This is a genomic window from Sciscionella marina DSM 45152, assembly GCF_000379465.1.
Taxonomy (GTDB): Bacteria; Actinomycetota; Actinomycetes; order Mycobacteriales; family Pseudonocardiaceae; genus Sciscionella; species Sciscionella marina.
Genome location: NZ_KB905403.1, coordinates 61584 through 85810 on the forward strand (window position 1 = coordinate 61584; position 24227 = coordinate 85810).

The following is a 24227-nucleotide window of genomic DNA, read 5'->3' on the forward strand; positions in this document are numbered from 1 at the left end:
CGAATGCCGAACTACAAACAGTTTCCCCTCGCCGATACCGCGGAGGGGCTGACCGAGGCCGACATCCTCAACTGGCACGTCAAGCCGGGCGATCGGGTTTCGGTGAACCAGATTGTCGTGGAGATCGAGACCGCGAAGGCCGCCGTCGAGCTGCCGATCCCGTGGGCGGGCCTGGTCACCGAGCTGCTCGTCGAACCGGGCCAGACGGTGGAGGTCGGCACCCCGATCCTCACCGTCGACCTCGATCCGGACGGTGCGGCCGCCCCCGAAACCCCGCAACCGGAACCGGAGCCCGCCGCCGAGGAGGAGATGAAGCCGCTGGTCGGGTACGGCTCGAAGACCGTGGTCGCGAAGCGGCGGGCACGCAAGGGCGCCGAACCGGTCGCTGCGGTGAACGCGGTGGCCGAACCGGCTCCGGCAGCTGAACCGGCCGGTGGCTATGTCCCGCTGGCCAAACCGCCGGTGCGCAAGCTCGCCAAGGACCTCGGCGTCGACCTGCGTGCCCTGCGCGGCACCGGGGAAGGCGGCGTCATCACCCGCGAGGATGTGCGCGGCTCGACCCCCGAGGCCCCCGCTGCGGCCAAACCGGTGACCAGCGGTGACCGGGAACGGCGGGTGCCGGTCAAGGGGGTGCGCAAGGCGACCGCGCAGGCCATGGTGTCCAGCGCGTTCACCGCCCCGCACGTCACCGAGTTCCTCAGCGTGGACGTCACCCCGATGATGGCCTTCCGCGAGCGGGTGACGAACCGGCCGGAGTTCCGCGAGGTCAAGCTCACCCCGTTGGCGTTCGCGGCGAAGGCGGTGTGCCTCGCGGCGCGGCGCACCCCCGATGTGAACGCGGTCTGGGACGAGGAAGCCCAGGAGATCGTCTACAAGGATTACGTGCACCTCGGGATCGCCGCGGCCACCCCGCGCGGTCTCATCGTGCCGAAGGTCCGGGACGCGGATTCGCTGTCGCTGGCCGAGCTGGCCGCCGCGATCGGCGAGCTCACCGCGACCGCGCGGGAGGGCAAGACACCGCCCGCGGACATGCGCAGCGGCACGTTCACCATCAGCAACGTCGGCGTGTTCGGGGTCGATTCCGGTACCCCGATCATCAACCCCGGCGAGTCCGCGATCCTCGCGCTCGGTGCGATCCGGGAGATGCCCTGGGTGGTGGACGGTGAGCTCGCCGTGCGCCAGGTCTGCCAGCTCTCCCTGTCCTTCGACCACCGCGTGATCGACGGTGAACAGGGTTCGCGATTCCTCGCCGACGTGGGTGCCGTGTTCGCCGACCCCGCCAACGCGATCACCTTCTAGAGGCCGAACCAGCTGTATCATACAGCTAATTTGAGGCATTATGATCTGCGAAAAGACCCCTCGTGAGTGGAAATGTTGGTTCTAACCAACACAACCACGCACGAGGGGTCTTCGCTGGCGCTCAGCCCCTCGTGCGTGACACGGCTGTGTCTTCGGTTCGCCTCGCAAGCTCGGCGAACGAGGGGTCTTGTGCGTTCGGGCGCCCGATCAGAAGGCCGCTTCGGGCACGTCCATGAGCGCGTTGTCGGCGTTGTCCACGATGGCGCGGCGCGCGGTCAGTTCGGGCAGCACGTTCTTCGCGAAGAACGAGGCCGCGGCGAGCTTGCCCTCGTAGAAGGAGCGGTCGCGGGCCGAGACCTCACCGCTGAGCTTGTCCTGGGCGATCGTGGCCTGGCGCAGCAGCAGCCAGCCGATGAGCAGGTCGCCGACCGACATGAGCAGCCGCACCGAGTTCTGCCCGACCTTGTAGGCCTCGGACCGGTTCTCCTGCGCGGCACCGAGGAAACCGAACAGGGTGCCGAGCATGCCCTGCACATCCTCGAGCGCGGTGCGCAGCAGCGCCCGCTCTTCCTTGAGCCGCCCGTTTCCGGTGTCGGCGTCGAGGAACGCGGTGATCTCGTTCGCGACGTGGGTCAGCGCCTTGCCGTTGTTCTTGACGATCTTGCGGAACAGGAAGTCCATGGACTGGATCGCCGTGGTGCCTTCGTAGAGCGAGTCGATCTTGGCGTCCCGGATGTACTGCTCGATCGGGTAGTCCTTGAGGTACCCGGACCCGCCGAGGGTCTGCAGGGAGTGGTTGAGCATCTCGTAGGCCCGCTCCGAGCCGACGCCCTTCACGATCGGCAGCAGCAGATCGTTGACCGCGGTGGCGAGCTCGACGTCCCCGTCGCCGTTCTGCATCTGGTCGGAGAAGGTTGCGGTGTACGTGTAGACCGCGCGCAGTCCTTCGGTGTACGCCTTCTGCAGCATCAGGATGCGGCGCACATCCGGGTGGTGGGTGATGCTCACCCGCGGCGCGGTCTTCGAGGTCTCGGTCATGTCGGCGCCCTGCACGCGCTCCTTGGCGTACTCGAGCGCGTTGAGGTAACCGGTGGACAGAGTACCGATCGCCTTGGTGCCGACCATCATCCGCGCGAACTCGATGACCTGGAACATCTGCGCGATGCCGTCGTGCACCTCGCCCATCAGCCAGCCCTTGGCGGGGGTGCCGTGCTGGCCGAAGGTCAGCTCACAGGTGGAGGAGCAGGCCAGCCCCATCTTCTCTTCCTCGTTGGTGACGAAGGCACCGTTGCGCTCGCCCAGTTCACCGGTCTGGCTGTCGAAGTGGAACTTCGGCACGAGGAACAGGGACAGTCCCTTGGTACCCGGCTTGGTCTCGATGCCCGGTCCCTCCGGACGGGCGAGCACCAGGTGCATGATGTTCTCGGTCATGTCCTGGTCGGCACAGGTGATGAAGCGCTTGACGCCGTCGATGTGCCAGGAGCCGTCCTCTTGCTTGGTCGCCTTGGTGCGGCCGGCGCCGACATCGGAACCCGCGTCCGGTTCGGTGAGCACCATGGTGGCGCCCCAGCCGCGCTCCACCATCAGCTCGGCCCAGTGGCGCTGTTCCTCGGTGCCGTTGTCGTGCACGACGCCGGCGAAGTTGGCCGCGCCGAGGTACATGAACACCGCGGGGTTTGCGCCGAGGAAGAGTTCGGCAGCGGCCCACTGCACCGAGGGCGGGATCCCGAAACCACCGAGCTCGCTCGGCAGTCCGAGGCGGTACCACTCGCCGTCGTGCGCGGCCTGGTACGAGCGCTTGAAGCATTCGGGAAGGGTCACCGAATGCGTCGCCGGATCGAATTTCGCACCCTCACGGTCGGACTCGGCGAACGAATCGGCGAGCGGTCCGACCGCGAGGTTGTTGACCTCGCTGAGCACGCCGCGCACCGTGTCCTCGTCGACCTGGTCGAACGCGCCCGTGCCGAGGCGCTCCTGAATGTTGAACACCTCGAACAGGTTGAATTCGAGGTCGCGCACGTTGCTCTTGTAGTGACCCATGTCGTCAACTCCCCTGGCCATGTTCCGACCGACCGCTATTACTCGCCGGTAACTTCAGGATATTACCCGAGGGTAAGTTCCGGCAAGCGGGCCAAGGGGTGCGCGCGATCACGTCACCCGGTGGGTCGACCGGATGACCTGGAAAAATCGGTTTTTCAGGCGCGTGCGGCACGCAGCGGGCGGGCCGGCGCGGGGACGGCGAGCCCGGTGGCGGTTCCCGGAGCGGTCCGCGCCGGGGCACTGGGCGGCTCGGGCTGCGTGCTGAGCACGGCGAGCCGGAACGCGATCGCGACCGCGTGCGCCCGGTCCCTGGCGTGCAGCTTGCGCAGGATGCTCTTCACGTGCGTGCGCACGGTCTCCACGGACACGAAGAGGGTTTTCGCGATCGCCTGGTTCTCCAGGCCGTCCGCGATGAGCTGCAGGACCTGGTGCTCGCGCCGGGAAAGCGGCTGACGGGAGCTCGGTGTGCGCCCGTTCGCCCCGCGCACGAGCGAGACCAGCGCCGGATCGAGGTAGCGGCGTTCGCTGTGTGCGCGCCGGACCGCCTCGACGATCTGGGTCGGCTCGGCCGCGCGTAGCACGATCCCGTGCACGCCTGCCGCGGTCGCGTCCGAGATATAGGGCGCGGCGCGGTGCGGATCGCGGACGAAGGACACGACCGTCAGCGTCGGAGCGGACGAGACGAGCAGCTTCGTCAGCTGCCCGCGTGGGTCGAGACCGGCGTCGATGAGTGCCACATCCGGGCCGAACCGTTCGACGAGCTTCGCTGCCGCATGCACATTGTGCGTCGCGCCGAGCCAGCGAAGGCCTGGTGCGTGATTGACCAGGTTCGCCATCCCATCGCGGAACAACGGAGTCTGGTCGATGAGCACGACGCCGAGCCCACGGTCGTGCGGTCGTTGTGCGCCGGGCTGGGTACCCGCACGCGATCCCGTCACGCGGAAGGGATTCGAATTAGCGCTGCCAGCCATCCGTCCTCCGATCGGTATTCCACCCGTGCGGGCGATCAAGTGTGCCGCAAACAGGTGTTGTTGACCTACGAGTAGGTATCAGCTCGGGTGACGGGACAATCTCCCCCTTTTGGGTTGTCCTACCCGCCCGTAACGGAAACCTCTGACTCCGAGCTTTCCATGCGGTCCGCAACTCATTGCATCACCGATATTACATGTGGTGCACATGAGACGAACGTTTGTGCATGATTCCGTAGTGCGTGGTTGTGTTGGTTAGAACCAACACAACCACGCACGACCAGTGTTGACCTGCGGATTTACGTGGGGCTTCGAGGCGCCTGGAGATCGCCTTTGATCTTCTTGCTGTTTCTAGGGTTCTTGCTAGATAGCTGAATAGGAAAGGAGAAATGGTCGGCCGTGAGGCGAAACGACCGACTGCCGCGGACGTTTGGTTGCGAGGGCAATAACCGAAGAAACCCTCAGAAGGGGGAGGCCGTTCGGCGCAACCCGTATAAGGGATATTTGAGGTTGCCTGACCTCCCTCGTACCGGTTACCGCTCGAGGATGGCCGTGATGCCCTGTCCGCCGGCCGCGCAGACCGAAATGAGGCCGCGTCCGGAGCCCTTTCCGGCGAGCAGTTTGGCCAGTGTCGCGACGATCCGGCCGCCGGTGGCCGCGAACGGGTGACCCGCGGCGAGCGAGGAGCCGTTCACGTTGAGCTTGGCCATGTCGATGGAGCCGAGCGCGGCGTCGCGGCCGAGCCTCTCCTTGCAGAAGCCAGGGTCTTCCCAGGCGGCGAGGGTGGACAGTACCTGGGACGCGAACGCCTCGTGCACCTCGTAGAAGTCGAAGTCCTGCAGTCCGAGCCCGGCGTTGTCCAGCATCTCCGGAACCGCGTACGCGGGCGCCATGAGCAGGCCCTCGTCCCCGTGTACGTAGTCGACGGCCGCGGTGCGCGCGAAGGTCAGCCGCGCGAGCACCGGAAGGTTGCGCTCGGCGGCCCATTCCTCGGTGGCCAGCAGCACGGTCGAGGCACCGTCGCAGAGCGGGGTGGAGTTCCCCGCGGTCATCGTGCCGTTCTCGCCGCCGAAGGTGGGCTTCAGCTTGGCCAGCTTCTCGGCGTTCGAATCGGGGCGCAGGTTCTGGTCGCGGGTGAGCTTCTGGAAGGGGGTGAGCAGATCGTCGAAGAAGCCCCGTTCGTAGGCGGCCGCGAGTTTCTGGTGCGAGGCCGCGGCGAGCTCGTCCTGCGCCTCGCGGGTGATGCTCCAGCGCTTCGCTGTGATCGCGGCGTGGTCTCCCATGGACAGCCCGGTGCGCGGCTCGGCGTTGCGCGGGAAATCGGGCACGACCTGGGTCGGGCGCAGCGCGGTGAGCAGCCGCAGCCGTTCCTGGACGGACTTCGCCGCGTTCAGCTTGACCAGGATGCGGCGCAGATCGTCGTTGAGTCCGAGCGGCGCGTCCGAGGTGGTGTCCACACCGCCTGCGATGGCCGAGTCGAGCTGGCCGAGCGCGATCTTGTTCGCCACGTTGACGATGGCCTGCAGGCCGGTGCCACAGGCCATCTGCACATCGGAGGCGGGCGTGTTCGGGGACAGCGTCGAACCGAGCACGCACTCGCGGATGAGGTTGAAGTCGCGGCTGTGCTTGAGCACTGCACCGCCCGCGACCTCGCCGATCCGTTCCCCCTGCAGATTGAAGCGGCTGACCAGTCCTTCGAGGGCCGCGGTGAACATGTCCTGATTGGACGCGCTCGCGTACGGCCCGTTTGAGCGAGCGAACGGAATTCGGTTACCACCGATCACGGCTACAGTACGGACCGTGCTCGGAGTCGGCTTCGCGGCCATCTGGTCCTCCTGGGTGTGACGAACCTGCTTGTTACTGTCGACAATAACCTACCCGTGAGTAGACTTGCCCCACTCGTACTTCGTGCGTGGTTGTGTCGACGCTGACCAACACAACCACGCACGACCGGGGCGGAGAGAGGTGCACATGGCGAAATCGACAGATCGGTACCAGTGGTTCGCGAACTCGGGACCGGGAAAACTGCTGGTCGGCAAGCTGGGCTTACCCGAGCCGACGCCGTTGCGCCGATATGAGCCCGGCCAGGCGCTGCTGACCGGGCCCGCGCTCGTCGCGGGTGACGGCAGGCTCGCGAAGCAGGTGACCGGGCAGCTGCGCGGCGCGGGCGCACACGTGCTCGAGGAACCGGGCAATGATCGCTACGGCGCGCTCGTGTTCGATGCGAGCGGGGTGAGCGGCCCGGAGGGGCTGCGCGAGATGTACGAGTTCTTCCACCCGGTGATCCGCTCGCTGGCACCGAACGCGCGGGTGCTGGTGCTCGGTACGCCACCCGAGTCGGTGAGCCAGGTGCCGGGCAAGGTCGCGCAGCGGGCCCTCGAGGGCTTCGTCCGCTCGGTCGGCAAGGAGCTCAAGCGCGGGGCGACGGCGCAACTGGTCTACGTGGCGCGCGGCGCCGAGGAGTCTGTCGAGTCGACGATTCGGTTCCTGCTCTCCGCGAAGTCGGCCTATGTGGACGCGCAGGTGGTGCGGGTCGGCACCAAGAACGGTGCGCCGGTCGAGCTCCCGGAGAACTGGGAGCGCCCGCTCGAGGGCAAGACCGCGGTCGTCACCGGGGCCTCGCGGGGTATCGGTGCCGCGATCGCGGAGGTGTTCGCCAGGGACGGGGCGCACGTGATCGGGGTCGACGTGCCCGCGCAGGGCGGTGACCTGGCGAAGACGATCAACAAGGTCGGTGGTTCGGCCCTGCAGCTGGACATCACCGCCGAGGACGCCGGGCAGAAACTGATCGAGTTCTGCGTGCAGCGCCGCGGCGGGCTGGACATCATCGTGCACAACGCGGGGATCACCCGGGACCGCACGCTGGGCAAGATGTCCGACGCCGAATGGGACTCCGCGCTCGCGGTGAACCTGATCAGCCAGCTGCGGATCAACGATGCCCTGCTCGCGAGCGAGGCGTTCGGCAACGGCGGCCGGATCATCGGGGTGTCCTCGATGGCCGGGATCGCGGGCAACTTCGGTCAGACCAACTACGCCACGACCAAGGCCGGGGTGATCGGCATGGTCGACGGGCTCTCCGGAAAGGTCGCGAAGGCAGGCGCCACGATCAACGCGGTCGCGCCGGGCTTCATCGAGACCAAGATGACCGCCGCGATGCCACTGTTCACCAGGGAGATCGGCAGGCGGCTCAACTCGCTGTCCCAGGGCGGGCATCCGGTCGACGTCGCCGAGACGATCGCCTGGTACGCGAACCCGGCCTCCGGCGCGGTGAACGGCAATGTCGTGCGCGTCTGCGGTCAGAACCTGCTCGGAGCGTGATCATGGCGACCAAGGAACTCGCGGCGGCACCGAAGCTGCCCGTGCTGTTCGGCAAGGCGGCGCTGACCGGGTTCACCCGCAAGGGCGGCGAGCTGCCGAGCACCGAGTACACCCGGCAAGGCGTGGCGATCGATCCGCAATCGCTTGCGGAGTACGACCACGTGTGCGGTTTCCGGCTCTCCGATGTGCTGCCCGCGACCTATCCGCACATGCTCACCTTTCCCATGGCGGCGAAGCTGATGTCCGATCCGGGCTTCCCGTTTCCGCTCGTCGGGCTGGTGCACGTGCGCAATGTGATCACGGTGCACCGGCCGCTGCTGATCGGTGACCGGCTGGATCTCGCGGTGCACGCGGCCGACCTGCGCGAACACCCGAAGGGGCAGCAGTTCGACCTGATCTCGCAAGCGTTTGCGGGCGGCGAGCTGGTGTGGGAGGACGTGTCCACCTACCTGCGGCGCGGCGGCGGGAGCGGTGGTGCGCGTGAGCCGAAGCGGGAATCCGCTCCGGCCGAACCGAAGGCGATCTGGCGGGTTCCCGAGGACATCGGCCGCCGGTACGCCGCGGTTTCCGGGGACGCGAACCCCATCCACCTGCACGCGCTGACTGCGCGGACGCTCGGGTACCGGAAGGCGATCGCGCACGGCATGTGGTCCAAGGCCCGTTGCCTCGCCGCGTTCGAAGGGCAGCTGCCCGGGGCCTACCGCGTGGACGTGAAGTTCCAGCTGCCGATGTTCCTGCCCGCGAAGGTCGCCTTCAGTGAGGCGCCCGAGGACACCGGGACCCGGTTCGCCTTGCACGATCTGCGCTCCGGGAAACCCCACCTCAGTGGCACGGTAACCCCGCTCTGAGCTGTGATTACCCATCTCGTGCGTGGTTGTGTTGGTTCTAACCAACACAACCACGCACGAGATCTCGGGAGCGATTTGGCCGGTTCGTTCGTTGACCGGATGTGGCCGTATTTCTGCTTGTCTATGTGGTGCTCGAACTGGCCGCGATCGCGGCGGTGAGCTGGGCGATCGGGTTCTGGTGGATGCTGCTCGCCCTGATCGTGGGCGCGCTGCTCGGTTCGTGGCTGGCCCGCCGGGAAGGGCGCAGGGCGTTCGCGGCGCTCGGCGCGGCGACCCGTTCGGGTGGCACGGGACACGAGGAGTTGACCGATGGCGTGCTGATCGCGATCGGCGGGGTGGCGATCATGCTGCCCGGTTTCCTCAGCGATCTGCTCGGCTTCGCGTTCCTGCTGCCACCGACCCGCAAGCTGCTGCGCGGGTACTGGCTGCGGCGGCTGGAGCGGCGCTCCCCCGGGTTGCGCACCGCGAGGATGCGGGGAACCGGGACCGTGGTGGATGGGGAGGTCGTGGACATGCCCGCGGACACTCCTGGCGAACGGAAGGACCGGCCCGCGGACGAGCACACGGTGATCGAGCTGCCGCCGAACTGACCCGGTCAGTCGGCCTTGGGCAGGTCGAACAGGCCCATCATCCCCGCCGCGAACGCGAGGTCGCCCTTGACCTTGAGCTTGCCGGTCACGAACAGCAGCGGGGCGGAGGCCTTGCCGGTGATCAGCTGGAGGAAGTCCGCGGGCGCGAGCGTGATGCTCACCCGCGGTGTCGCGCCCCGGCCCTGGGTATTCGGGCATTTCCTGACCGCACAGCTGCCGTTCTCGATGACCGTTTCGTACCTGTCGTAACCGCCCTCTCCGGATCCGCCGGTGAAGCGCCAGTGCACGACGGCCCGGGTGTCTGCCGCCCGATCGGCCCGCAGGTGTTCACCCATTCGGCGGAAAATCTCGTCGAGAATGACGGTGCGAAGGCGCGGCTTCCCGAGTACGTCGGCGAGCTGACCTTTACTTGCCCGGCCGATGAGCCTGGCAAAGGTGGCGGGCTGTACCTGGGTGACGTCCACGTTCCCACCCCCGGAGCTGAGCCGGTCGATGGCGAGCAGCAGCCGGGTGAGGTCGCCTTTGCCCAGCGTGTTGGGGTCGATGTTGGCCGCGACGGCCTCGGTGTCGAGCGCGGCGAGCTCCGGGCTCTCCGGCCCGAGCGTGTCCAGGAGATCGAGTAGCTGCTTCGTGCGCAGCGACGCGGGGTTCGCCAGCGCCTCGGCACGGTCGTTGTTCGCCATGCCAATAAACTTACTGTCGAGTAGGTACGGCTTTCAAGACGGTAAAGTACCGTGTTCACGCATCGGCCTGTGCAACTTGCGAGGGGTTGAGGAATGGAGCTGGTCAACGAGGAGGCTTCGGGGCGTCCGAAGCGGTTGCCGAGAGAGGTTCGGGAACGCCAGATCCTCGACGCCGCGGTGAGTGTGTTCTCCGTGCATGGCTACCACGCGGCTTCGATGGACGAGGTGTCCGCGACCGCGGGGATCTCGAAGCCGATGATCTACTCCTACCTCGGTTCGAAGGAGGACCTGTTCGCCGCGTGCATCCGCCGTGAACTCGACCGCCTGCTCGTGGCGATAGCGGACCGGGCCAAACCGGGACTGCCCGCCGATCAGCAGCTCTGGTACGGGGTGCTGGCCTTCTTCGAGTTCATCGGGGCGAACAAGGACTCCTGGTCGGTGCTGCACCGGCAGGCGAGTGAGCACGGTGGACCGTTCGCCGCAGAGCACCGCCTGCTGCGCACCAGGGCGATCGAGCTCGTCGCGGCACTGGTGATCAGTGCCGCCGGGCGTTCGGAGCACAGCGAGATCGGTGCGGCGGCACAGCGCACGGGTGAGTCGCTGGCGGCCGCCGTCGTCGGCGCGGGCGAGTCGCTCGCCGACTGGTGGCTGGACAATCCGCAGGAATCGGCGCGGCATCTGGCCGAGCGCATGATGAATGTCGTCTGGGCCGGGTTCGGGAACCTGATGGACGGCAAGGTGTGGGCGCCCCCGCCGGAGGCGGATGAGTGAGCTCAGGGCGTGGCGAAACCCGCTGGCTCATGGTTAGATGGCCTTGGTCGTATCGGATCGCCGTGCACGCCATGTGCGGGGGTCCGAAAATATTGTGGTAAGTCGTAGCTTTCCTCCAGATGTCAATTCGGAGAAGTCGCGGTTTGACACTCCGACCAGGAAGCCGTAACCCTCGGCTTCTTATTGTTTCGCCGGCATGTTGTGAGGAGACAACAGTGGCACAGGGCACCGTGAAGTGGTTCAACGCGGAAAAGGGCTACGGCTTCATTTCCCCGGAGGGCGGCGGCTCGGACGTATTCGTGCACTACTCGGAGATCCAGGGCAGCGGCTTCCGCACCCTCGAGGAGAACCAGCGCGTTGAGTTCGAGGTCGGTCAGGGCCAGAAGGGTCCGCAGGCGCAGAACGTTCGCGCCCTCTGATACCGAGACTTCGCATGATGAGAAACCCCCGGCGGATTCCGATCCGCCGGGGGTTTCTCGTGTGTGCCCTGCTGCTCGCCGGCACGGTGACCGCGGCGCCGTCCGCCATCGCGGCCGAATCGCCGAGTATCCAGCAGATCCACGGCACGACCTTCCGTTCTCCCTATGACGGGCAGCGAGTCGTGGGCGTCCGCGGCATTGTGACTTCGGTCACCACGAAGGGGAGCGCGCAAGGGTTCACCTTCGCGAACTCCGCCCGCGCCGCACGGTCGAGCTCCGCGCTGGTCGTTTTCACCGGTGCGCAGACCCCTCGGGTGCGCACCGGGGACGCGGTCAGCGTGTCCGGTACGGTCACCGACCATTTCGCCGATGCGGCCCCGGAACGTAGTCTCGATCTGCCGCTCACCGAGATCACCGCGGCCACGTGGACGGTGACCGGGAGCGGGCCGATTCCTCTCCCGGTGCTGCTCGATCACCGCACGGTCCCCCGTGCGTTCACCGCTTCGGCCGGTGGACGCAGCATCGAATACCACCGGCTGCGCCCCGATCGGTACGCGCTCGACTTCTACAAGGCGCACGAAAGCGAACTCGTCGCGGTGCGCGATGCGCGCGTGGTCGGGCCGACCAACTCGCACGGCGAATTGTGGGTGACCGCGCGCGAACGGGACAACCTGACCCCGCGCGGGGGTACCCGTTATGGGTCCTACGCGCGGCCCAACTCGGGGCGGCTGCTGGTGAGTCCGTTGCCGGGGACCGCACCCTTGCCCGCGGCCGATACCGGTGACCGGCTCGGTGGCCTGACGGTCGGCCCGCTCGGCTACTCCCAGTTCGGCGGTTACGAGCTGCGCGCGGCGCGGCTCGGGGTGTTGCGGCACGGCGGCCTGGCGCGGGAGACGACCCGGACACAGCGCCCGAACGAGCTCGCGGTCGCCACCTACAACGTGGAAAACCTTTCCCCGCAAGATGATCCGGCCAAGTTCGACCGGCTGGCCGAGGGGATCACCGGTAACCTCGCCGGACCGGACATCGTCTCGCTCGAGGAGATCCAGGACGACGACGGGCCGGCCGACGAGGGGGTCACCTCGGCCGGAGTCACCCTCGACAAGTTCACCGAGGCGATCGCGGCCGCCGGTGGACCGCACTACCGGTGGCGTCAGATCGATCCGGCCGATGGCGCCGATGGTGGCCAACCGGGCGGGAACATCCGCACTGTGTTCCTCTACAACCCCGCGCGAGTGTCCGTTGTGGACCGTCCGGGTGGCTCGGCGACCGAAGCCGTGCGGGTGCTCGGCGAACCCGGCAGGCCCGAGCTCTCGGCTTCTCCCGGCCGGATCGCGCCGCGTTCCCCGGCCTGGCTGGACAGCAGGAAGCCGCTCGCCGGCGAGTTCGTCTTCCGCGGTCATCGCGTGTTCGTCCTCGCCAATCACTTCAATTCCAAGGGCGGCGACCAGCCACTCGCCGGTCGATACCAACCACCCCAGCGGTCCTCTGAATCGCAACGGCTCGCCCAGGCCGAGCTCGTGCGCGGTTTCGTCGGTGAACTCGAGGCCAAGGATCCGCTCGCGAACATCGTCGTGCTCGGCGACCTGAACGACTACCAGTTCTCACCGGCCGCGCGCACCCTCACCGGCGGCGGCGCCCTGACCGATCTGGTCGATACGCTGCCACCCGCACAGCGGTATTCCTATGTGTATCAAGGGAATTCGCAGGTTCTCGATCACATCCTCACCAGTCCGGGCCTGGGCAGGCCGGATTACGACATCGTGCACCTCAACGCGGAATTCGCCGATCAGGTCTCCGACCACGATCCCCAGGTGGCCCGACTGCGGCCGCTGCGCTAAGCGCTCGTCGCCCTGCTGGGATCGATGAGCCGGAACGCCGCACCGGTCGGGTCGGCCACATCGGCGAGCCTGCCGTGCGGGCTGTCCGAAGCGGGGCTGAGCACGGTCCCGCCGAGCTCGGGTACCCGGGCCAATGCGCCGTCCACATCCTCGATGCCGAAGTAGTTCAGCCACCGCGAGGTGCCCGGATCGGGTTCCATGGTGCGCAGATCCGCCATGCCCGCCACGACGTTCTCGCCGATCCGCATGGTCGAGTAGCGGAACTCATCGCTGTCGGCCATCGACTCGAACACGCCCCCGAGGACCTGGGCGTAGAAGTCCGTGGACCGCTGGAAATCGGCGCTGTGGTACTCCGTCCACACCACCGACCGGTTTTCCGCCACCTTCTCGAAACCGTTGAAGTCACCCGGTTCCCAGAGCCCGAACGCCGCGCCGAGCGGATCGATGAGCACCGCCATCTTGCCCAGATCGCCGACCGGCATCGGTTCGACGGTCACCGTCGCCCCGTGCTCGCTCGCGGCCGCGGCGGACGCTCCGATGTCCGCGGTCGCGAAGTAGGTGCTCCAGGAATCCGGAATACCATCGCCGGGATCGTGCCCCATCAGACCGGCGACCTGAGCCCCGTCCGCGCGGGCGCTCGAGTACCCGCCGAACTCCGCGTTGTCCGGGTCCACCGCCCAGCCGAGCAGGCCCTCGTAGAACTGTCTCGCCTGTTGTTTGTCCGAGGTGAACAGGTCGACCCAACAGGGTGTCCCCGGTGCGAATACACGTTCGCTGATGGTCATCTTCTCGCTCCGTTGCGATACGCGCCCGGCTGCTCGCCGCCGGGCTGGTGTTTCGAAGATAGACCTGGGTGCCGACGAAAACCGGCCGGTGAAGCAAGGGATGACTTTGGTCCCCGGCCGGAAGGGCCCGGTGTTCGAGCACCGGGCCCTCGGCTCAGGGCGGAGGATGCGGGATTTGAACCCGCGAGGGTGTTAACCCAACACGCGTTCCAAGCGTGCGCCATAGGCCACTAGGCGAATCCTCCGCGAAGAAGTATACGCGCCGGGTTTCGTGAACCCGCATGGGCATCGACAGCCGATGGTGACTACACTCGACGGCGGACCTCGTGCGGCGTCCATCCTGTGAACCTCCCCAGGGCCGGAAGGCAGCAAGGATAAGCGGGCTCTGGCGGGTGCACGGGGTCCCCTTTTTCGCCTACACACAGGGGGCGCGGTGAACCGTCCAGCACGCCGGGATCCGAGCAAGCTGACCGAGGCCGATGGGTTCCGCGAGTTCGTCGCGGACGGTTGGGGCGCCGCCGACCGGACACCGAGCGTGCTCGACGGACAGTCCGCGGCGGCAGCCGAGCACCGGGCGCGCCTGTCCCACGAGTTCGCCGGGCAGCGGATCGCGGTCGCGGCCGGGCGCGCGCCGGTCCGGGCGAACGACACCGACTTCGACTTCCGGCCGGACTCGGACTTCGTGTGGCTCACCGGCTGCCGTGCCGAGGGGGCCGTGCTGGTCATGCACCCGAGCGGGGACCGCCACGACGCGGTGCTCTACCTGCGCGCCCCGGCGGGCCCGAGCGAGGCGGACTTCTTCGCCAGCGCCCGCGACGGCGAGCTGTGGATCGGCGCGGTCCCCGGGCTCGCCGAATGGGAGCAGGCACTCGGCATCACCTGCCGCCCCATCGAGGAGCTGGCGAACGCGCTGCGCGGCAACTACCCGCCGGTACTCGCGACCAGGGGCATCGAGCCGCTACTGGACGCGCTGGTGCTCGGGGACGGCGCGGAGCTGCGCAGGGTGCTCTCCGAACTGCGCCGGATCAAGGATGACTGGGAGATCGGCCAGCTACAGGCCGCTGTGGACGCGACCAGTCTCGCGTTCACGGATGTCGCCCGCGCGATTCCGGAGGCCTTGCGGCACGGTGGGGAGCGCTGGCTGCAGGGCACCTTCGATCGCAGGGCGCGCACCGAGGGGAACGGCGTCGGGTACGCCTCGATCGTCGCGGCCGGACCGCACGCGCCGGTGCTGCACTGGGTGCGCAACGACGGTGCGCTCACCGAGGACGCCGCGGTGCTGCTGGACGCCGGGGTGGAGATGAACTCCTTCTACACCGCCGATGTGACCCGCACCTTCCCCGTCTCAGGAACGTTCAGCGAGGCCCAGCGCAAGGTCTACGAGCTCGTGCACGAGGCGCACGTGGCCGCGATGGCCGAGGTGAAACCGGGTGCGGAGTACCGGGCGTTCCAGCGCAAGGCCATGGAGGTGCTCGCCACCGGGCTGCACGACTGGGGATTGCTTCCGGTCAGCGTCGCCGAATCGCTCGAGGCGAAGGGCCAGCAGCACCGCCGCTACATCGTGTGCGGGGTCGGCCACTTCCTCGGCATCGACGTGCACGACTGCGCCCGTTCCAGCGCCGAGGCGTACCACGACGGCACCCTCGAGGCCGGGATGGCGCTGACCGTGGAACCGGGGCTGTACTTCCACCCGAACGACCTCACCGTCCCCGAGGAACTGCGCGGGATCGGGGTGCGGATCGAAGACGATCTCGTGGTGACCGGGACCGGCAGCCGGGTGCTCTCCGACGGGCTGCCGATTACCGCGAACGGCATCGAGGACTGGGTCAGCGGGCTTCGGTAGGCTCGCTGACGTGGTTCTGGCTCTCTACCGTAAGTATCGCCCGGCAACCTTCGCCCAGGTTGTCGGTCAGGAGCACGTCACCGAACCGCTGCGGGCCTCGCTGCGTGCCGGGCGGATCAATCATGCCTACCTGTTCTCCGGCCCGCGCGGCTGCGGGAAGACCTCGAGCGCGCGCATCCTCGCCCGCTCGCTGAACTGTGTCGCGGGCCCGACCGACGAGCCGTGCGGGGAGTGCAATTCCTGTATCGCGCTCGCCCCGAACGGTCCCGGTTCGGTGGATGTGGTCGAGCTCGACGCGGCTTCGCACGGTGGTGTGGACGATGCGCGTGAACTGCGGGACAAGGCCTTCTACGCGCCCGCCGAATCGCGCTACCGGGTGTTCGTGGTCGACGAGGCGCACATGGTCACCACGCAGGGATTCAACGCCCTGCTCAAGATCGTCGAGGAACCGCCGGAACACCTGATCTTCATCTTCGCGACCACCGAACCGGACAAGGTGCTCCCGACGATCCGTTCGCGGACGCACCATTATCCGTTCCGGCTGATCCCGCCGAAGCCGATGCGGGCGCTGCTCGAGCAGAACTGCGCTGCCGAGGGAATCCCGGTCGAACCGGCCGTGTATCCGCTGGTGATCCGCGCGGGCGGGGGTTCGGCGCGAGACACCCAGTCGGTGCTCGACCAGTTACTCGCCGGGGCCGGTCCGGACGGGGTCACCTATGACCGTGCGGTCGCACTGCTCGGGGTCACCGATGTGACGCTGCTGGACTCGCTGGTCGACGGGCTCGCCGCGACCGACGGTTCGAGCGTGTTCGGGACCGTGGAACGGGTCGTCGAGGCAGGGCACGATCCGCGCCGGTTCGCCTCCGATCTGCTCGACCGGTTCCGCGATCTGCTACTGCTGCAGGCGGTGCCCGGTGCCGCGGAGCGTGGTCTCGTCGCGGTGCCCGAGGACCAGCTGGCCACCATGGACAAGCAGGCGCGTGACCTCGGGCAGGCGACCCTGACCAGGTACGCCGAGATCCTGCACACCGGGCTCACCGAGATGCGCGGAGCGACCGCGCCCCGGCTGCTACTCGAGCTGCTGTGTTCGCGGATGCTGCTGCCCTCCTCCAGTGACACGGAATCCGCTGTGCTGCAACGGGTCGAGCGCCTGGAGCGACGGGTAGCCGCCGGAGTTCCCGCCGCGGCGGCGCAGCCGGAACAGGCGCAGTCGGCGCAGGCACCGCAGGAGCGGCCCAAGTATCAGCGCCCGAGTGAGCGAGCGGCCGCGCCCGCTCCGGAAGCGGCTGCTGCTCCCACGGCACCGGAACCTCCGGCATCCGAACCCGCGGCACCGGAGCCCGCGCCCACCGAACCCGCGCTGTCCGAACCCGCGCCCACCGAACCCGCGGCACCCGAACCCGCCGTACCCGAACCCGCGGCACCGGAACCCGAGCCGGTGGCGGCGAGCGCCCCCGAACCCGCGGCCCCCGAACCCGCTCCGGAGCCGCAACCCGAACCCGCACCGGAACCGGAACCCGAGGCCGCGCGGGCGCCCGATCCGGAACCGGTTGCCGGTCAGGTTCCGCCGACGAGCACCGGGACCATGGACGCGGCCGGGGTGCGCAGCGTGTGGTCCGAGGTGACCTCCGCGCTCCGCGAGCGCAGCCGCCCCGTGCAGGCTATGCTCGCCGCGGCCACCGTGCAGTCCGTCGAGGGCAACACCATCGTGCTCGCCCATCCGGCCGCTCCGCTCGTGCGTCGCCTGTCCGAACCGCACAACGTGGAGGTCGTCGCCGCCGCGCTCACCGACGCGCTCGGGGGAACCTGGCAGGTGCGCTGGGTGCACGGCGACGCGGCGGCACCGGCCCCGCAGGCGGCGCCGCCGAAACAGAAGCCGAGCTTCGAACCGCCTAAACGCACCCAGCGCCGGGAACCCGACCCCGAACCCCCGCCACCGGAACCCGAGCCGGAACCGCCCGAGCCACCCGAACCGATGGACGACGAGTCCATGCTCGCCGAGGCCGCGCGCCCGATGACCGAGGAGGAACGGGCGAACCAGCGGACCCCGGAGGACGAGGCGATCGACCTGCTCACCGAACATCTCGGCGCGCGCAAGATCGGCGGGGACGAGTAACCGTTCAGATCGCGATGTGCAGCGTGCGCGAGAGCACGAGCCCGGCCGCGCCGAGGAGCGTGGCGTGGTCGTCGAGATTGGTGAACGCGACCTGAGGCGGCCCGGCCGGATGCGGCGGGATGCCGCGGTGCAGCTGGTGCTCGATGCGACCGCGCAGGGTTTCGCCCGCGGCCACGGCGTCCCCGTGCAGGATGAACAGTCCCGGGGCGAAGGTCTGATGGAGATTCGCCATGCCGATGGCGAGATTGCGGGCGTACTCGTCGAGAAGTTCGGCGGCATGTGGATGATCGCGTGCCGCGAGACGGGCGAGCGGTCCCGCGGTGAGGGTTGCGGCTCCGGGAAGCCCCTTTTCCAGGGCCTCGGCGCGTAGCCAAGTGTGCGTGGCGATGGTCTCCCAGCAGCCGATTCGCCCGCAGTGACAGGGTTTCCCGTGCAGATCGACGGTGGTGTGGCCGACCTCGCCGCCCGTTCCGCCCGGTCCGCGGTGCACGCTGCCGCCGATGACCAGGCCGACGCCGAGGGCCTCGCCGGTGTAGAGGGAGGCGAAACCGGCCCGGCCGCGCCCCTGGCCGAACCAGCGGTCGCCGAGCGCCTGTACCCGGGGATGCACGTCGATCCAGGTGGGCAGCTCCAGGGTGGTGCTGAGGTGTTCGGCGACGGGCAGGCCGTCGAGCGCGGGGGCGAGCGCGATGTGCACGATGCTGCCGCTGTCGGTGTCGACCATGCCGCCGATCGCGACCCCGATCCCCATCGGCTCCGCGCTGCCCGCCGCGCGGATCTCGGTGAGTGCTTCGGTGAGCGCCTCGAGTGCGGGCGCGCCACCGGAAACGTGCACGTCGTATTCCCGCCGGGTGCGGGCGAGCAGGGTGCCTCCTGCGCTGATGAGCGCGGCCTCCACGGTGCCGGGTAACAGGTGTGCGCTCGCGATCGGCGGGGCGTTCTCGGCGAACCAGAGTGGCCGCGAGGGTTTGCCGCCCGCTGCGCTGCTCGGCCGGCTGTCCCCCTCGGCGAGCAGCCCGTTGTCGATCAGCTGTGCGGTGATACTGCCGATCGTGGCGCGCGAGACCCCGGTCAGCCGGGCGAGTTCGGCGCGGGAGAGCGGGCCGGTGTCGTAGAGGGCCTGCATGATCCGTGCCCGGTTGACCTCACTGGCCAGCACGGGCGAGATCAACGGTGCCTCGGCTGCCATCCGACTCCTCGCCTCCTAGGGTTTGTTTCGGATTCAACATACAACGTAGTGAATTGGCTGGCCAGAGCCGTAGCCCAAGCACTATTGACCTAGGTTAGTTTAAAGAGTAAACATACTGAGATCCAAGGCAATGTGGCTGTAGCGAGGTGGCTGTGATGAGGTTCGGCATCGTCGGAAGCGGGATTCGTGGCCGGATGTACGCTCGTTCGCTGCGGGAGGCGCCCGGGGTCGGTGTGGTCGCGGTGTGCGACCTCGACCAGTCCAGTGCGCAGCAGCTCGGTGAGGAGTTCGGCGTGGCCGCGTTCACTGATCACCGGCAAATGCTCGCGGACACCGAACCGGACGCGGTGATCGTGGCGACCCCGGACTTCGCGCACCGGGATGTGGCGGTGGACAGTGCGAAGGCCGGTGCGCATCTGCTGATCGAGAAACCGCTCGCCACCACCCGCGAGGACATCCGCGCGATCCACGAGGCGGTGGCTGCGGCGGGCGTGCAGTGCCTGGTCGGATTCGAGAACCGGTGGAACCCGGCGATCCGCCGGTTGCGCGAGCTTTCCGCCGCCGGGAGGTTCGGCGAGGTGCTCACCCAGAACATCCTGTTGTCCAATACCTATTACGTGCCACGGGAAATGCTGTCCTGGGCGGCGAAATCCTCGCCCGCGTGGTTCCTGATGAGCCACACCGTGGATGCCGCGGCCTGGGTCGCGGACAAAGCGATCACCTCCGTGGTCGCCCGCGGCTCGCGGGGTCGGCTTGCCTCGCTCGGTATCGACACCTGGGATGTCATCCACGCGCTGCTGACTTTCGCCGATGGCACCACCGCGAACCTGACCTCGACCTGGGTGCTGCCCGATTCCGAACCGTCCATTGTGGACTTCAAGTATCAGGTCGTCGGCACCGAGGCCGCCGTCGATGTGGATCTGCAGGATCAGAGCGTGCGCCTGGCCGCCGAGGACTACAGCTGGCCGGGCCTGCTCGGCGGGGAACTCGACGGGCGGTTGCAGGGCCCACCCACCTGGATGGTCCAGTCCTTCGCCGCGCGGTTGCTGGACGGCGCTCCCGTCGGGCCGGGGATCGCCGACGGCGCAATGGTGACCGATGTCGTGCTCGCGATTCTCGAATCACTCGAAACCGGGGCGCCAACGCCGGTCACCCCGACCCTGTCCGGATCGGGCGCGGTGTCCCATGCCTGAGATGCTCGCCGGAAACCCCCGCACCACAACGCGTCTGGGTACCCGGGTCGCGCTCATCGCCGCAGTCATCGGCGTGATCTACGGCTACGACAGCGGTTCCATCGGTGGTGCGCTGGTCGTGCTCAAACAGCAGTACCAGCTGAACACGCTGTGGGTTTCGGTGATCACCTCGATCGTCGTGGTCGGCAGCCTGTTCGGCGCGGTCATCGGGCCACGCATGGCGAATTCGCTGGGCCGCAAGCACACCATGGTGGTGATCACCATCGGGTTCGCCCTGTTCGCCGCGCTCAGTGCGGTGCCATGGGGCATCGTGTGGCTGACCGTCGTGCGCCTGTTCCTCGGCATCACGATCGGACTGTCCACCGTGGTCGCCCCGATCTTCATCTCCGAATTCGCTCAGGAACACCAGCGCGGCAAACTCGGTACCTCATACCAGTTCTTCACCTCGGCGGGCGTGGTGATCTCGCTGCTCGTCGACTGGGGACTCGCGGACAGCGGTTCCTGGGAACTCATGCTCGGCCTCTCCGCGATCCCAGCGGTCGCCGTGCTCGCCGCGATCATCCGGTTCCCGGACAGCCCGCGATGGTATGCCATGCGGGGCCGGTACGAGGACGCGCTCGGTACCCTGCGCCGCATCGATCCGGATGTCGCCGAGCAGCGCCTCGCCGATATCCGCGCCGACCTTGCGGGCGGGGAAATCGGGCGGTTCCGGGAAATCTTCACCCGCCAATACGCGCGCGCCACCTTGTTCGTCATCGGTTTCGGTTTCTTCGTGCAGATCACCGGCACCAATACGATCCTGTACTACAGCCCGCTGATCTTCCAGCAGGCCGGAATCAGCAGTGCCTCGAACTCCATTCTGGTCTCCGCGATCGTGCAGGTGTTCTCCATTGTCGGCGTCGTGCTCTCTATGCTCGTCGTCGATCGATGGGGGCGCCGCAGGCCACTGTTGCTCGGCGGTGCGGGCATGATCATCGGGCACGCGGTGATGATGATCGTGTTCGCCAGCGGGCCTTCCGGGGCCATGGGATACGTCGCGGTCGGCGCGATCGGTTTGTTCTACGTCGGTTTCTACTTCGGAATCGGTTCGCTGATCTGGGTCTACTGCGGCGAGGCGTTTCCCGCCAAACTCCGCAGTGTCGGCGCCGCGGCCCTGCTGATCACCGACTTCATCGCCAACCTCATCGCCACCTTCGCCTTCCCCGGCATGCTCGACGCACTCGGTGGCGCCTGGGCGTTCGGTGTCTTCATGGTGCTCTCGGTCGCCGCGTGGATCTTCATGCACCGGATGGCCCCGGAGACCAAACACCGTACCCTGGAGGAAATTCGCGACTACTGGAACAACAACGGGCAGTGGCCGAGCGCCGTGCAGCGGTGAACCGGTTTACCGGAACAGCGCTCCGCTTCGGTTGGAACGATGCTCCAGGTGTGTCAGACTGGCCGTATGGCAACGCGGACGAGCCGGACGCAGCGGCGCGCCGAAGCGCTCTCGCGCGAACGCATCATCGATGCCGCCGTCGAACTGCTCGATTCGGCAGGTGATGGCGGACTGACCTTCCGGGCCCTGACCGAACGCCTCGCCACCGGGCCCGGAGCGATCTACTGGCATGTGGCGAACAAAGGCGAACTGCTCGAGGCCGCCACCGATGGGGTCATCACCGCCGCGCTGGCCGCGAAACCCGCTGAGCCGGCGGATTCACCGCAGGACCAGATCCGCGCCATCGCGCTCGGCCTGTTCGACGCCATCGACCGGCACCCGTGGCTGGCCCCCCAGCTCGCCACCCAGTTCTCCCGCAAACCATGGGGACCCGTCACCCCACGGATCTTCGAAAGCATCGGCAGGAAAGTCAGGGAACTCGGTGTGCCCAAGGAAAACTGGTTCACCGCGACATCCGGGCTCGTGCACTATATACTCGGTGCCGCCGGACAGAACGCCGCCAACGCCGCAAGCGTCCGCCGTCTCCGAACTGAGGCCGAACGCGCCGAATTCGTCGACGCCGTATCCAAGGCATGGGAAGAACTCGACCCCGAGGAATACCCCTTCACCCGGGCCGTCGCCGATCAAGCCCGCGAACACGACGACCGCGAACAGTTCCTAGCCGGAATCGATCTCGTGCTCGCCGGAATCACCGCTGTGCAGCTTCGGTAAAGCCGGGCTACGGGGTTCGTTGGTTGCTATTCAGCCATTCCAAGCCTTGCAACAGTGCGAAAAGCTCCGCGCTGCTTCGTGATTCGTCCGCGAGCAGGTCTGTCAGGGCAGCGCGATCGCGGGTCGAACAGAGCCGGAGGCCGGTTGCTTCCCGGTTGGTTTGCCAAACGTCGCCGTATTGACCCCAGAACTCCGGATCGTCGATCGCGGCGAGGGCGGTGAATTCGTAGTTGCCGTTGACGAGGGTGATCCCGAAGCCGGTGCGTGCGATATGCAGGGCATCGTGTTCGGTCAGCCAGCGCATCGGTTCGGGGAGGTGATTCGGGTGCGGTAGCTGCTCTTCGAACTCGCGCCGCACGGTCTCCTCGATCGCAAAATCGGCGCGCGGGTCGATCATCGGTCGGTGGAAACCATCCGGGACCACGAGCACATAGCTCGGCTCGGACCGGCGCCGGGCGAACGCATACAGCGTCGTCACCCTGCTCACGCACGGGCGACCGCCGAGATCGAGCGCGGTCGCCAAGTCCGGCAGCCATCGATCCCGCAGCGGCATATTCTCCTTGCACGTCACACTGTCCGCGAGCTCGGCCGCCAAGAGACCACTCGTGACCGCGTACTCCGTGAGACGAGATGCACCGAAAACCGCCCTGTCTTGGGTGTCGAGCACGATTCCTTCGGCAAGCCGCTCAATGACCGCCTGCGTCGCAGCATCATCCAACTCGATCCCGCGAACATCCTGCGGCGCAACGAACATCGCCTTGTCGGGCGGGCTGCTGAGCCATTCCGGCCGGGTCGTGATCGTGGTCGCGATACTCTTCCTGCCGAAACGAACCCGGTGGAGCGCATCGCCTCCATAGTACTCGCCGAGCGTTCGCACCATCGCCTCGCGGCTGATCCCCGCGCGGCGCGCGCTGCGTTCATGCACCGTCTGCACGTCCAGCCGCGACCACCGATCCGCGACCTTCGCTCGCGCCGTACCCGGTGTCCAACCGGCCTGGTCGTCGACCCACGCACAGGTCGACGCCAACCCGGACAACGGCCCTCCGGACCAGCTCACCCCGGCACCCCCGCCCTCGGGTGTGCGACGAATGCACGCCGATCGGAGAAAAACATGTCTAGACGATAACAGATCGAGCAATACGGCGCCCGCTTCTCTGGCATGCCCTGTTCGAGCTGCCTCAATGCACTCCTGCAACCGACGTTCGCCCCACTCACACCTGGAGTCTGAGCGCGTCTACTCTGTCGGCTCGGCCTGCTGTGCCGTCTACTTGGATAGGGTACTCAGCGCATCGTTGACCACGCGCGCCGTCTCCACGCTGCCTACGGTCTCCGCGTCAAGGGCGGACGGTATCTCTTCCGAGTCTTTGAGTACCGTGGCTGTCGCGTCCTCGTTGCCCCTCTTTTGCCTCACGCATCGACTCATGCGGCGGATCACGCTCTTGGCCTTGATCGCTCATCACGATCATCCCGTGTTAGGAACCCTTAGAGGCCGTCGGGCGCATCCACCGCGATCCCGACCGGGCAGCTCACCCCGGTTCCGCCGATGCCGCAGTACCCGTTCGGCACCTTGTGCAGGTACTGCTGGTGGTATTCCTCGGCGTAGTAGAACTGGGTCAGCGGCGCGATTTCGGTGCTGATCTCGCCCTTACCGGCGGCGCGCAGGGCTTCACCGTAGCGGGCGGCGCTGTGCTCGGCGGCGACGCGCTGTTCTTCGCTCGCGTAGTAGATGGCGGAACGGTATTGGGTGCCGATGTCGTTGCCCTGGCGCATGCCCTGGGTGGGGTCGTGGCTTTCCCAGAAGGTGCGCAGTAGTTCGGTGTAGTCGATGGATCCGGGCCGGTAGGCGACGAGTACGGCTTCGGTGTGGCCGGTGAGCCCGCTGCACACTTCTTCGTAGCTGGGGTTGGGGGTGTATCCGCCCGCGTACCCGACCGCGGTGGAGTAGACGCCGTCGAGGCGCCAGAAGATCCGTTCGGCGCCCCAGAAGCAGCCCATCCCGAATACGGCGGTGTGCACGCCTTCGGGAAACGGCGGGAGGATGCGCCGATCGGGGTGGACGGCGTGCGCCGACGGTATCCGCATGGGCTCGTCCCTGCCGGGCAGTGCCTCGGTTGCGGTTACAGTTTTGGTCTTGTCACGTCCGAACAGCGCCATACTTCAAGGTTAGGGGCAAGT

The 24227-nt window shown here is 67.5% G+C and carries 20 protein-coding genes, 1 tRNA gene and 1 other RNA gene; 13 read left to right on the top strand and 9 right to left on the bottom strand.

The features are described 5' to 3' along the window. Window positions 1-3 precede the first annotated feature (3 nt). Window positions 4-1299 carry a dihydrolipoamide acetyltransferase family protein gene (locus A37U_RS0124960; RefSeq protein ID WP_020499401.1) on the top strand — a complete coding sequence of 432 codons (1296 nt, stop codon included), beginning with the start codon at window positions 4-6 and terminating at the stop codon, window positions 1297-1299. Between the two features lie 207 nt (window positions 1300-1506). Here A37U_RS0124960 and A37U_RS0124965 read toward each other — a convergent pair whose 3' ends face one another. From A37U_RS0124965 to A37U_RS0124975, 3 genes are all read right to left on the bottom strand, one after another. Next, window positions 1507-3339, bottom strand: a complete 1833-nt coding sequence (locus tag A37U_RS0124965) for an acyl-CoA dehydrogenase (RefSeq protein ID WP_020499402.1) — start codon at window positions 3337-3339, stop codon at window positions 1507-1509. Window positions 3340-3494: 155 nt separating this feature from the next. Next, the gene (locus A37U_RS0124970) at window positions 3495-4277 is read right to left on the bottom strand and encodes a response regulator transcription factor (RefSeq protein ID WP_020499403.1); all 783 of its coding nucleotides are present in this window, start codon (window positions 4275-4277) and stop codon (window positions 3495-3497) included. 563 nt (window positions 4278-4840) lie between these two features. Beyond that, entirely contained in the window at window positions 4841-6133 is a 1293-nt protein-coding gene (locus A37U_RS0124975; RefSeq protein ID WP_020499404.1) for an acetyl-CoA C-acetyltransferase, read from the bottom strand. Between the two features lie 145 nt (window positions 6134-6278). Here A37U_RS0124975 and A37U_RS0124980 point away from each other — a divergent pair, with 145 nt between their 5' ends. The 3 genes from A37U_RS0124980 (at window position 6279) to A37U_RS0124990 (ending at window position 9063) form a co-directional block, all read left to right on the top strand. Beyond that, window positions 6279-7625: a 3-oxoacyl-ACP reductase gene (locus tag A37U_RS0124980; RefSeq protein ID WP_020499405.1), complete on the top strand. Its 1347-nt coding sequence runs from the start codon at window positions 6279-6281 to the stop codon at window positions 7623-7625. A gap of 2 nt (window positions 7626-7627) precedes the next feature. Next, window positions 7628-8473, top strand: a complete 846-nt coding sequence (locus tag A37U_RS0124985) for a MaoC/PaaZ C-terminal domain-containing protein (protein ID WP_026197575.1) — start codon at window positions 7628-7630, stop codon at window positions 8471-8473. Window positions 8474-8574: 101 nt separating this feature from the next. Continuing rightward, window positions 8575-9063, top strand: a complete 489-nt coding sequence (locus A37U_RS0124990; RefSeq protein ID WP_020499407.1) for an FxsA family protein — start codon at window positions 8575-8577, stop codon at window positions 9061-9063. Between the two features lie 5 nt (window positions 9064-9068). On the opposite strand, the gene A37U_RS0124995 is transcribed toward A37U_RS0124990, so the two are convergent. After that, on the bottom strand, window positions 9069-9746 hold the full coding sequence (locus A37U_RS0124995) for an SCP2 sterol-binding domain-containing protein (protein WP_020499408.1): 678 nt from the start codon (window positions 9744-9746) through the stop codon (window positions 9069-9071). Between the two features lie 93 nt (window positions 9747-9839). Between A37U_RS0124995 and A37U_RS0125000 the strand changes: the two genes are divergently transcribed. The 3 genes from A37U_RS0125000 (at window position 9840) to A37U_RS0125010 (ending at window position 12777) form a co-directional block, all read left to right on the top strand. Next, the gene (locus A37U_RS0125000; RefSeq protein ID WP_020499409.1) at window positions 9840-10517 is read left to right on the top strand and encodes a TetR/AcrR family transcriptional regulator; all 678 of its coding nucleotides are present in this window, start codon (window positions 9840-9842) and stop codon (window positions 10515-10517) included. A gap of 215 nt (window positions 10518-10732) precedes the next feature. Beyond that, window positions 10733-10936, top strand: coding sequence for a cold-shock protein (locus A37U_RS0125005; RefSeq protein WP_020499410.1), 204 nt, complete (start codon window positions 10733-10735; stop codon window positions 10934-10936). Between the two features lie 14 nt (window positions 10937-10950). Continuing rightward, window positions 10951-12777 carry an endonuclease/exonuclease/phosphatase family protein gene (locus A37U_RS0125010; protein WP_020499411.1) on the top strand — a complete coding sequence of 609 codons (1827 nt, stop codon included), beginning with the start codon at window positions 10951-10953 and terminating at the stop codon, window positions 12775-12777. Here the strand turns inward: A37U_RS0125010 and A37U_RS0125015 are convergent. Next, on the bottom strand, window positions 12774-13562 hold the full coding sequence (locus tag A37U_RS0125015; RefSeq protein WP_020499412.1) for a VOC family protein: 789 nt from the start codon (window positions 13560-13562) through the stop codon (window positions 12774-12776). The genes A37U_RS0125010 and A37U_RS0125015 overlap by 4 nt on opposite strands. A gap of 160 nt (window positions 13563-13722) precedes the next feature. Then, window positions 13723-13807: transfer RNA gene (locus A37U_RS0125020), tRNA-Ser, on the bottom strand. A 71-nt stretch (window positions 13808-13878) separates the two neighbouring features. On the opposite strand from A37U_RS0125020, the gene ffs reads away from it, so the two are divergent. The 3 genes from ffs to A37U_RS0125030 all read left to right on the top strand — a co-directional run bounded on the left by ffs (window position 13879) and on the right by A37U_RS0125030 (window position 17521). Beyond that, window positions 13879-13973, top strand: an RNA gene (ffs, locus tag A37U_RS49175) — signal recognition particle sRNA small type. Window positions 13974-13995: 22 nt separating this feature from the next. After that, window positions 13996-15405 (top strand): aminopeptidase P family protein, encoded by a 1410-nt coding sequence (locus A37U_RS0125025; RefSeq protein WP_020499413.1) that lies wholly within the window; start codon window positions 13996-13998, stop codon window positions 15403-15405. Between the two features lie 10 nt (window positions 15406-15415). Continuing rightward, window positions 15416-17521 carry a DNA polymerase III subunit gamma and tau gene (locus tag A37U_RS0125030; RefSeq protein WP_020499414.1) on the top strand — a complete coding sequence of 702 codons (2106 nt, stop codon included), beginning with the start codon at window positions 15416-15418 and terminating at the stop codon, window positions 17519-17521. Between the two features lie 4 nt (window positions 17522-17525). Here A37U_RS0125030 and A37U_RS0125035 read toward each other — a convergent pair whose 3' ends face one another. After that, window positions 17526-18710: an ROK family transcriptional regulator gene (locus A37U_RS0125035; RefSeq protein ID WP_020499415.1), complete on the bottom strand. Its 1185-nt coding sequence runs from the start codon at window positions 18708-18710 to the stop codon at window positions 17526-17528. A 155-nt stretch (window positions 18711-18865) separates the two neighbouring features. On the opposite strand from A37U_RS0125035, the gene A37U_RS45215 reads away from it, so the two are divergent. From A37U_RS45215 to A37U_RS0125050, 3 genes are all read left to right on the top strand, one after another. Next, window positions 18866-19903 (top strand): Gfo/Idh/MocA family protein, encoded by a 1038-nt coding sequence (locus tag A37U_RS45215; protein WP_020499416.1) that lies wholly within the window; start codon window positions 18866-18868, stop codon window positions 19901-19903. Continuing rightward, window positions 19896-21281, top strand: a complete 1386-nt coding sequence (locus tag A37U_RS0125045) for a sugar porter family MFS transporter (RefSeq protein ID WP_020499417.1) — start codon at window positions 19896-19898, stop codon at window positions 21279-21281. The genes A37U_RS45215 and A37U_RS0125045 overlap by 8 nt, the downstream gene beginning before the upstream one ends. A gap of 66 nt (window positions 21282-21347) precedes the next feature. After that, window positions 21348-22052, top strand: a complete 705-nt coding sequence (locus A37U_RS0125050) for a TetR/AcrR family transcriptional regulator (RefSeq protein WP_020499418.1) — start codon at window positions 21348-21350, stop codon at window positions 22050-22052. 7 nt (window positions 22053-22059) lie between these two features. Here A37U_RS0125050 and A37U_RS0125055 read toward each other — a convergent pair whose 3' ends face one another. Both A37U_RS0125055 and msrA read right to left on the bottom strand, forming a co-directional pair. Continuing rightward, complete coding sequence (locus tag A37U_RS0125055; protein WP_020499419.1) at window positions 22060-23088, bottom strand: hypothetical protein; 1029 nt, start codon at window positions 23086-23088, stop codon at window positions 22060-22062. Window positions 23089-23534: 446 nt separating this feature from the next. After that, window positions 23535-24206: a peptide-methionine (S)-S-oxide reductase MsrA gene (gene msrA / locus A37U_RS0125065; protein WP_020499421.1), complete on the bottom strand. Its 672-nt coding sequence runs from the start codon at window positions 24204-24206 to the stop codon at window positions 23535-23537. Window positions 24207-24227: the final 21 nt, after the last annotated feature.